The organism is Aureimonas sp. Leaf427, from assembly GCF_001425485.1.
Taxonomy (GTDB): Bacteria; Pseudomonadota; Alphaproteobacteria; order Rhizobiales; family Rhizobiaceae; genus Plantimonas.
In genome coordinates this window covers 1-7788 of the sequence record NZ_LMQW01000036.1, presented here as the reverse complement: position 1 = coordinate 7788, position 7788 = coordinate 1, and the positions used below count along the sequence as shown (strand labels likewise).

Genomic DNA, 7788 nt, shown 5'->3' with positions numbered 1-7788 from the left:
CTGCCGCAGTCGTCGTGGCGCTCCCGTGGTGAACTTGGCCCATAGTGCCTCCTTCCACTCGTGAGTGAAGACTGCACCATCAAAGCCTGGGATCAAACATCTAGCACGCCAATGCTGAATGGACCGCGAGAGTAAGAAACGCATCCATGGAGCGTCGGTCGCTTGCCCTGGCGATCTCGTCCGACATCTTCCGGTAAAGAGAGGGATCATTCCAAAATCGTTTGATGGCGTTGGCGAGAGAAGAGCCGTCGGCAGCTTCTGCGATCAAGCCTGTGATGCCCTGGTCGACTTGTTCCGGCAAGGCTCCGACGGGCGTCGCCACCACAGGCATCCCAGCGCCGAACGCAGCAGCGACCACACCCGACTGACTGGCTTCGACGTGCGACACCACCACCACGTCGTATGCCGCCAAGGCGCCGGCTACCTCGCCCTCCGTCAGCCACCGATTGACGATTTCGGCGTTCAGCTGATCTAATCGCTCCCGGCAGTCGCGGAGGTCACCGTCTCCAAAGACGCCGATCTCGATCGGCATGCCGTCTCTGCGCAGCCGCTCGGCCGCCTCCACGAAAAGCGGCAGCCCCTTATAAGGCAGGATACGGCCGAAAAAGAGGAGACGAAGAGGTATTCCCGGGTGCCACTTGCGGAGCGCGCTACCGCTGTAAGTCAAGTCCGGGTGGAAAAGCGTGGTGATGCGATCGGGATCGATCCGTCCCATCTCCCTCAGCTGGCGTCCCGTCGCATCGCTCAAGGTAAATACACGATCCGCCTTGAGAAGCGCACGATCAGCCCAGCGACTGGCATAGCCTGTCAGGTCTCCGGGATGAGGCGTCGCGTCGTGAGCAATCGCAGTATAACGAGCCCCCGATCGGTGAATTGTGTTGACGAGCCAGGGCGACCAGACATGCGGCATCAAATCGATGACAGCCACGGCATCGAGAATTTCAATCTCAGACTGGATTATTCGCTTCAAACGACCAAGATTTCGAATCGATAACAGGGGGCCAAGCCGCCCGCTGAAAACATCGACGCCCATAATCTCTTCGCTTCGCATCGGCGAAGGCTTGAAGCTTTCGGATTGACGCGAGACAATGGTGCGGCCTTGCACCTCACTAGAACGAGCAAGAGCGCTCGAAGCCTGCGCAGCGAAGCGGGCCATCGCGCCTCGCCGTCCGAGATACAGCAAAATGACGGAAGGAAGGTTTGTGCCGGCGTCGGACGATCGCAATCCTCTGTCCATTCCGATTCATCAGCCGGAATAGGTGCTTAAGACATCCTCAAGCGGCCCGTCTGCGACAATCTCTCCAGCCTGAAGCATGATGCCTCGATTGCAATACTGCCTTAAGAGATCTGCGCTATGGGACGCTAGAACAAGAATCCTGGCATTCGATATCAACGCCTTGATTCGTTCTTGCGCCTTGGTCGCAAAACCGGCGTCGCCGACGCTGATCATCTCGTCCAGCAATATGATATCAGGCCGCACCGCCGTAGAGATGCCGAAGGCAAGGCGGAGCGACATGCCGCTCGAATAGGTCCGCATCGGCAGGTCGAGGTAGGCACCGAGTTCGGCGAAGTCTGCGATATCGGGCACGGCAGCCCTGGCTTCCGCAAACGTCATGCCAAGAAAAACGCCACGCAGGACGATATTGTCGCGTCCGGTGAGTTCATAATCCATCCCCATCGACATATCGATCAGCGAGGCGACAGTGCCATCGATGAAGGCATCCCCCGACGTCGGCTCATAGGCTCCAGCCAATACACGCAACAGCGTCGACTTTCCTGCGCCGTTATGCCCGATCAGCGCGAGCCGATCGCCTGGAACGAGATCGAGGTCAATATCGCGAAGAGCTTGAACGACAACACTGTCACGATGGCCGCCTTTCACTTGGCCACCGACGCGACGGAGGAGGTCGCTGCGCAGCGAACGGCCGCGTGAATTATAGATTGCGAACTCCACGCTCGCTTTTCTGAGAGAGATCGCAACCAAAGAGCTGTTCCTCAAAGCCAGTAAACGAGGCGAGACCGAAAGCGGACAAATAGAAACCAGCCGGCAATCGCGAGGAAGAATATGGAGATAAGCGCAAGTCCATAGGTCGACCAACTCGGGACGATGCCAAGCATTGGCTGGGAAACAACATGAAGGAAGGCTGCAAAGGGGTTATAGTCGATGATGGCTGGGAACCGCTGCCGCAGCACATCCGCCGGCCACATGACCGGCGTCGTGAAGAAAGCCACCTGTATGAGGTTCTGAACGACTTGCGGCAGGTCGCGAAAGCGAGTTGCAAGCACGCCGACCAGCAGCGCGAAGCAGAAAGCGGCCAAGACGACCAGAAGAATTCCTACCGGCACGAGAAGCCACGTCCAACGAAGCGGCGTCCCCGCAGCAACAAGGGCAATCGGCACAATGACCACATTGTGCGCAAAATTCATTAGCCCGCGTACGACCATCCGCATGATGAAGACGGTTTTCGGCAATGCCATCTGCCGGAGATAGGATTCGGCGCCAGTGAAAACCGAGACGCTGTCGGTGATGAAGCCCGCGATCAGAATCCAGACGATGTAATTCGCCGAGATATATGGAAGAAATTGATCGAGTTGCTGATCAAAGAGCAGCCCCCAAACCGATCCGATGGCGAGGATGAAAAACGCCATACTCGCCGTGATCCAGAACTGACCGAGGCGCGAGCGCGAGTACCGCTGACGGATATCACCGATACCAAGCAACCAACCGATCCGCCAGTGCTCAGCGGCACCCACCACGTCGTCGAGGGCCTTCTTATGCAGCGCGAGGCTCGTCATTCATTGTCTCTCGTCGCCAGCAATCGGCATGCCTTAAGCGACCGCCACGCTTCGACAGCATGACATGTGAACATAGGCCACCCCCCTATCCGGAGGCATTGGTTCTTTGTCAAGGCGGGCCTCCACAGCCGCTTTCCAAACCTAAAATCGCCTTTCATCTTTAAGCGCTCTGGTGTAGCCGAGGCGAACTCGGCATGAAACGGACGACTGGACCCAAAGTGCAACCTCATCAACATCCTGGACAAGCCGTGGACTTCAATTGGAACGGACGGAAAATCGTGGTCACCGGCGCCGGAGGCTTCATCGGAAGCCATTTGGTGGAGGCTCTCGCAGGCCAGGGCGCTGATGTGACCGCGATGATTCACTACAATGCACTCGGCAGCTGGGGTAATCTGCGTTTCATCGGAGTAGGTGAACGAGACCGAATAAGGGTGATCGCAGGCGATATTCAAGATTCCGACTTCATGCTCCATGCTCTTGAGGGAGCGGATATCGTTTTCCACCTTGCAGCGTTGATCGCGATACCTTTCTCCTACGTTGCGCCGCGCTCTTATGTCCGCACCAACGTCGAGGGGACGCTCAATGTCTTGGAAGCCGTCCGGAAAGGCTTGGCTGGCCGCATGGTCCATACGAGCACTTCGGAGGTATATGGAACGGCGTTGCGCGAGCCGATCGACGAGGAGCATCCTCTTCAGGGACAATCGCCCTACTCCGCGACGAAGATCGCAGCCGATAAGCTCGCGGAAAGCTACTGGCGCTCCTTCAATACAAACGTCGTGACGGTCCGACCCTTCAACACCTACGGCCCGCGTCAATCGGCTCGCGCCTTCATTCCGACCATCATCACCCAAGCTCTGACCCGACCTGAAATTCAATTGGGTGCCCTCGATCCGCAACGTGACATGACGTATGTCGGCGATACGGTAGCCGGCTTCATGGCGGCTGGAGCGACCGATGGAGTCGGCGGCGAAACGATCAATCTTGGCACGGGCAGCACTGCTTCCGTTGGTGATTTCGCCGATCGCATTGTGCGGCTCATGGGTATCGACAAGCAAATCGTGCTTGATCCGCGCCGCGTGCGTCCGGCGAAGAGCGAAGTCATGAAGCTCGTATCCGACAATCGCAAGGCGGCTCGACTAATGGGCTGGTCTCCCAAAACCAATATGGACGATGGGCTGCTGGCGACGATCAAGTTTTTGTCCGAGAACCTCGATCTTTATCGCAGCACTGACTACGTCGTTTAAGGGAAGACATCGCGATGCAAGCCGTCATCATGGCAGGCGGGCGCGGCACGCGCCTTGGTCCTTACACCGCCCTCTTTCCGAAGCCGCTTGCGCCGCTGGGCGACGAGATGCCGGTGCTTGAGCTTCTTCTTCGTCAGCTCAAAAGTGCCGGCGTTACCGAAGTCATTCTTGCGGTCAACCACCTCCACCATCTTTTACGGGCGTTCTTCGGTCAGGGTGAGAGTCTGGGTCTGACCATCCGCTATAGTCTGGAAGACAAGCCTCTCGGCACAGCAGGCCCCCTGGCAGCGGTCGTGCAAGATCTCGACGAAAGCTTCTTCGTGGCCAACGGCGACCTCCTAACGACACTCGATTTCTCGGAAATGCGTCTTATTCATGCCGACATGGGTGCCGATGTCACGGTTGGCAGCCACAAGCGCGAAGTGAAGATCGATTTCGGCCTGCTGGAGACGGATGGAGGCAACTGGCTGCAAAGCTATACCGAGAAGCCGACTTACTCCCACCTCGTCAGCATGGGTCTCTACGTGATGCGCCGCGATGCCGTCGCACCCCACCTCGATGTCGGGCGCTATCTGGATATCCCCGATCTCCTGCGCACCATGACGAGTGGCGGAAAGCGCATCTACTGCCATGCGCCCGAATGCTTTTGGCTCGATATCGGCCGACCCGACGATTACCGTCAAGCCCAGGAAATCTTCGCTAGTAGCCGCTCGACTTTCCTGAAGGAGACGATTTGACGGGACGAGCTCTTATCACCGGCGCATCGGGTTTCCTTGGTCGGCATCTCACAAAGGCGCTGCGCCGAAAGGCAATTGCGACGGTGGCGCTGGTGCGAGAAAGCTCAGGGCCGACGGACGCCGATGAGTCCGTCGCAATAGCGGATCCAACGAACTCGGATCATCTCGAAGAAATCATCACCCAGGCGCGCCCGGACTGGATTTTCCATCTCGCCGGCCGAACGACCGCCTCGTCCTTAGCAGACCTCTATCGCGTCAATGTCCTTTATGGAGCGGCCTTGCTGCGAGCCTGCGGCCGTCTTCGTATCCCCCCTGTTGTTGTCATGGCAGGGTCGGCAGCAGAGTACGGTCCGTCAGCGGGTGCGGTTGGACCGGTGGACGAAAACGTACGCTGCGATCCGACGTCGGCATACGGCATTACGAAACTCGCGCAAACGCACCATGCGCTGGCGGAGCCTTACTCCGTCGTCGTCGCTCGACTCTTCAATCCAGTCGGCGCTGGCATGGGGGAGCACCTAGCGCTTGGTAGCTTTGCCCGCCAGATCGCGGCATTGGGACCGGAGGGTGGCAAGCTCGTTACGGGGCCGCTCGACGTGGAGCGAGACTTCATCGAGGTCTCGGCAGCAGCGGAAGCGATGATCACGTTGGCTCAGTCGCGTCCGACCAAGCAAATGGTCGTCAACATCTGCTCGGGCTCCGGCACACGCCTGCGCGACCTTCTCGATGGCCTCGTGGCGGCATCCGGCATGCCGATCCAGATCGACGAGCGGAGAGATGGAGGCAGTGCGACCAGCGCTGCCCTCCAGCGATTCGTCGGAAGCTCGATCCGTCTAGCAAGTTGCGGGATCACGATCCCACCGGCGAGCCCCGATTGCCTCGGTCGGGACATCTTGACCGCCTTCAATCCACGCTTCGTCTGACACGCTCCACGGCCGACTCGATGGCGCGCGCATAAGATGCGTCTGCGAACCGACGGTCGAAGTTCCGTTCGGCAACCTGACGCGCTGCTATCTGAAGAGCGGCGAGACGATTTGGATCAGCGGCAAGAGTCAGAAGGTGCGTCGCGATCACGGCAGCATCCCCCGGGGGAACGAGATAGCCGTTGACGTCATTTTCGACGAGCGCCGGTAACCCTCCCACGAACGATGCAACGACCGCACATCCGCTTGCGAGCGCTTCCAGCACAGCTATGGGACGACCGTCTTTGAAGGAAGGAAGTACGAAAACATCGTAAAGGGTGAAATACGGTTTGACGTCGTCCACCACACCGCAGACTTTGATGCGTGTTTCAGCCGGAGCGCGCGAGACACGCCGCTCGATCTCGTCGGCAAGCCGCCCGCCACCGGTCATGACGAAACGCAAGCGCGGCTCCTGTCGACATAGAATCGCTACCTCGACAAAAATCTCCGGGGCTTTCTCTTCCGATAATCGACCGGAATACCCGACGACGATGTCTTCCGGCCTTATGACGAGACGCTCAACGAGATCGAGAGGACGGGGACCTTCGGCGTAGGCAGTCACGTCAATACGGCTCTCCACGAGAGTGATCTCGTGTGAGCGCCAGCCGGCCGCCAGACACCAGTCCCGCACCTCGGCGTTTTCGCACAGAACGCCCGCGAGCAGCGACATCACATCGCGATGCAGCTTTACATGACCATCCGTATTAAAGAGGAAATCCACGATCGCCAGTTCAGGATAGCCTTTCTTTAGATCTGACAAAATTCTATAGAAAAGGCGACTACCGGCCAGCAGCACAGCATCGAAACGGCGTGACGCGAACAAGTAATCGATGAAATCCCTCCACTGAGCAGGCTTGAGAAAACGCGGCAGCGCGTAGACCTCCGGCGTTACCGTTTCGAACCAGGAAATCGTATCGTTCGGACCCATATGCTGGAGTTCCGTGGAGACTACGACAACACGCCAGCCGCCCTCGACGAGTTCTCGCACCACTTGGGCAAGTAGCCGCTCCGCGCCTCCGATCAAAAAGAAGGGAAGCGCAAGAAGCAGAGTTCGGCGAGCTTTGACAGGGGGAAGGCGAAGCATGGTTTTGGCAACGACGGTATGCGGCGTCGCAACCTTTGTGTCCGCGTCGGACAAAACGCGCCCGGCTCGCGGCCGGGCGCAACGTCGCCCAGGGCGTCGCCTAAAGAGCGCTTCTTCTTGCATCTCGACCGAGCGCGGTGAACGTCCGGATTCGGCCCCGAAAGACCCTTCGCTCAACCGGCGCGCGACGTGATCGTCAGAAAGGTCGTCTCGCGCATGAAACGTTCGCCGAAAGAGACCACATGCTCCCTCTCCCACCGAAACGACATCGAAACCCAAATGCTCGGTCTGAAAAAGGGCCTTCTCGACAAATGTTGGATGCAGGAAATCACCCGCCTCGATACGGACGACGTAAGGACTGCGCACCTCGACAGCGTTCGGTCCGCGATCATCGAGTGACGACGACGATCCCTGGGAGAGGAAAACTTTCAGATCTCCGAACGTTTGCGCTTCGATGCATGCAAGCGTCTGAACCAAGGCATCGTCGTCGTATTCGAAACGCTCGACGATGACGGCAACGAGACTGACGCCCGGTTCATACTCGCGCGGCGGTACGAGGCGTTTGGTGCTGCCGGCCGATACAGCCTGTCGAAGCGCAAGGAGGTTACGAATGGCGCGGAGGACGACGTGGAAGTTTCCTCTACCAAGTGCCGCCAGTCCCTTGGCAACGTTGTCTCGGCTCACGAGGCTTGCCAGATGACGAATGCGTTCGAACATAACCGAGCCGATGCTTCAGTTTTGGTTGCGAAGACGGCTTAGAACTCGGCCGACTGCGCGGCGTACCGGACGCAGCAAGGGCTGCTGAGCCAAAGGATGGCGCGCGAAATAGGCAATCAGATGATGACCTGAGAGAAGCCGACCGCCAGGCACATCGCACAGGGCGAGCAGATTGGCTCCGGCGGCTTCGAGGTCTGGCTGGGGAGGGCCATTCAGGAGATCGTGGAAGTCCTTGAACCGTTCCATGGGGG

General features: G+C 58.6%; 8 protein-coding genes. 3 read left to right on the top strand and 5 right to left on the bottom strand.

Annotated features, from left to right (window positions below; genetic code table 11):
• Positions 1-100: 100 nt before the first annotated feature.
• From ASG62_RS25860 to ASG62_RS17715, 3 genes are all read right to left on the bottom strand, one after another.
• Entirely contained in the window at positions 101-1156 is a 1056-nt protein-coding gene (locus tag ASG62_RS25860; protein ID WP_162246046.1) for a glycosyltransferase family 4 protein, read from the bottom strand.
• 90 nt (positions 1157-1246) lie between these two features.
• Positions 1247-1984 carry an ABC transporter ATP-binding protein gene (locus ASG62_RS17720; protein WP_056698617.1) on the bottom strand — a complete coding sequence of 246 codons (738 nt, stop codon included), beginning with the start codon at positions 1982-1984 and terminating at the stop codon, positions 1247-1249.
• 11 nt (positions 1985-1995) lie between these two features.
• Positions 1996-2796, bottom strand: a complete 801-nt coding sequence (locus ASG62_RS17715) for an ABC transporter permease (RefSeq protein WP_056698619.1) — start codon at positions 2794-2796, stop codon at positions 1996-1998.
• Positions 2797-3044: 248 nt separating this feature from the next.
• Here ASG62_RS17715 and ASG62_RS17710 point away from each other — a divergent pair, with 248 nt between their 5' ends.
• The 3 genes from ASG62_RS17710 to ASG62_RS25855 are packed head-to-tail and all read left to right on the top strand — an operon-like array spanning position 3045 to position 5697.
• Positions 3045-4040, top strand: coding sequence for a GDP-mannose 4,6-dehydratase (locus ASG62_RS17710; protein ID WP_244487672.1), 996 nt, complete (start codon positions 3045-3047; stop codon positions 4038-4040).
• 14 nt (positions 4041-4054) lie between these two features.
• Positions 4055-4777, top strand: a complete 723-nt coding sequence (locus ASG62_RS17705) for a sugar phosphate nucleotidyltransferase (protein WP_056698621.1) — start codon at positions 4055-4057, stop codon at positions 4775-4777.
• The gene (locus ASG62_RS25855) at positions 4774-5697 is read left to right on the top strand and encodes an NAD-dependent epimerase/dehydratase family protein (protein ID WP_082537451.1); all 924 of its coding nucleotides are present in this window, start codon (positions 4774-4776) and stop codon (positions 5695-5697) included. The genes ASG62_RS17705 and ASG62_RS25855 overlap by 4 nt, the downstream gene beginning before the upstream one ends.
• Here the strand turns inward: ASG62_RS25855 and ASG62_RS25850 are convergent.
• Positions 5678-7537 (bottom strand): glycosyltransferase, encoded by a 1860-nt coding sequence (locus tag ASG62_RS25850; RefSeq protein ID WP_082537452.1) that lies wholly within the window; start codon positions 7535-7537, stop codon positions 5678-5680. The two genes, ASG62_RS25855 and ASG62_RS25850, sit on opposite strands and share 20 nt — an antisense overlap.
• Before the next feature lie 15 nt (positions 7538-7552).
• A partial coding sequence (locus tag ASG62_RS27420; protein WP_210168399.1) for a hypothetical protein occupies positions 7553-7788 on the bottom strand: 236 nt, incomplete at its 5' end.

Coding starts and splice junctions, on each gene's coding strand:
- ASG62_RS17705 (WP_056698621.1), top strand. CDS start 4,055: ATGCAAGCCGTCATCATGGCAGGCGGGCGCGGCACGCGCCTTGGTCCT.
- ASG62_RS25850 (WP_082537452.1), bottom strand. CDS start 7,537: ATGTTCGAACGCATTCGTCATCTGGCAAGCCTCGTGAGCCGAGACAAC.
- ASG62_RS17715 (WP_056698619.1), bottom strand. CDS start 2,796: ATGACGAGCCTCGCGCTGCATAAGAAGGCCCTCGACGACGTGGTGGGT.
- ASG62_RS25860 (WP_162246046.1), bottom strand. CDS start 1,156: ATGGCCCGCTTCGCTGCGCAGGCTTCGAGCGCTCTTGCTCGTTCTAGT.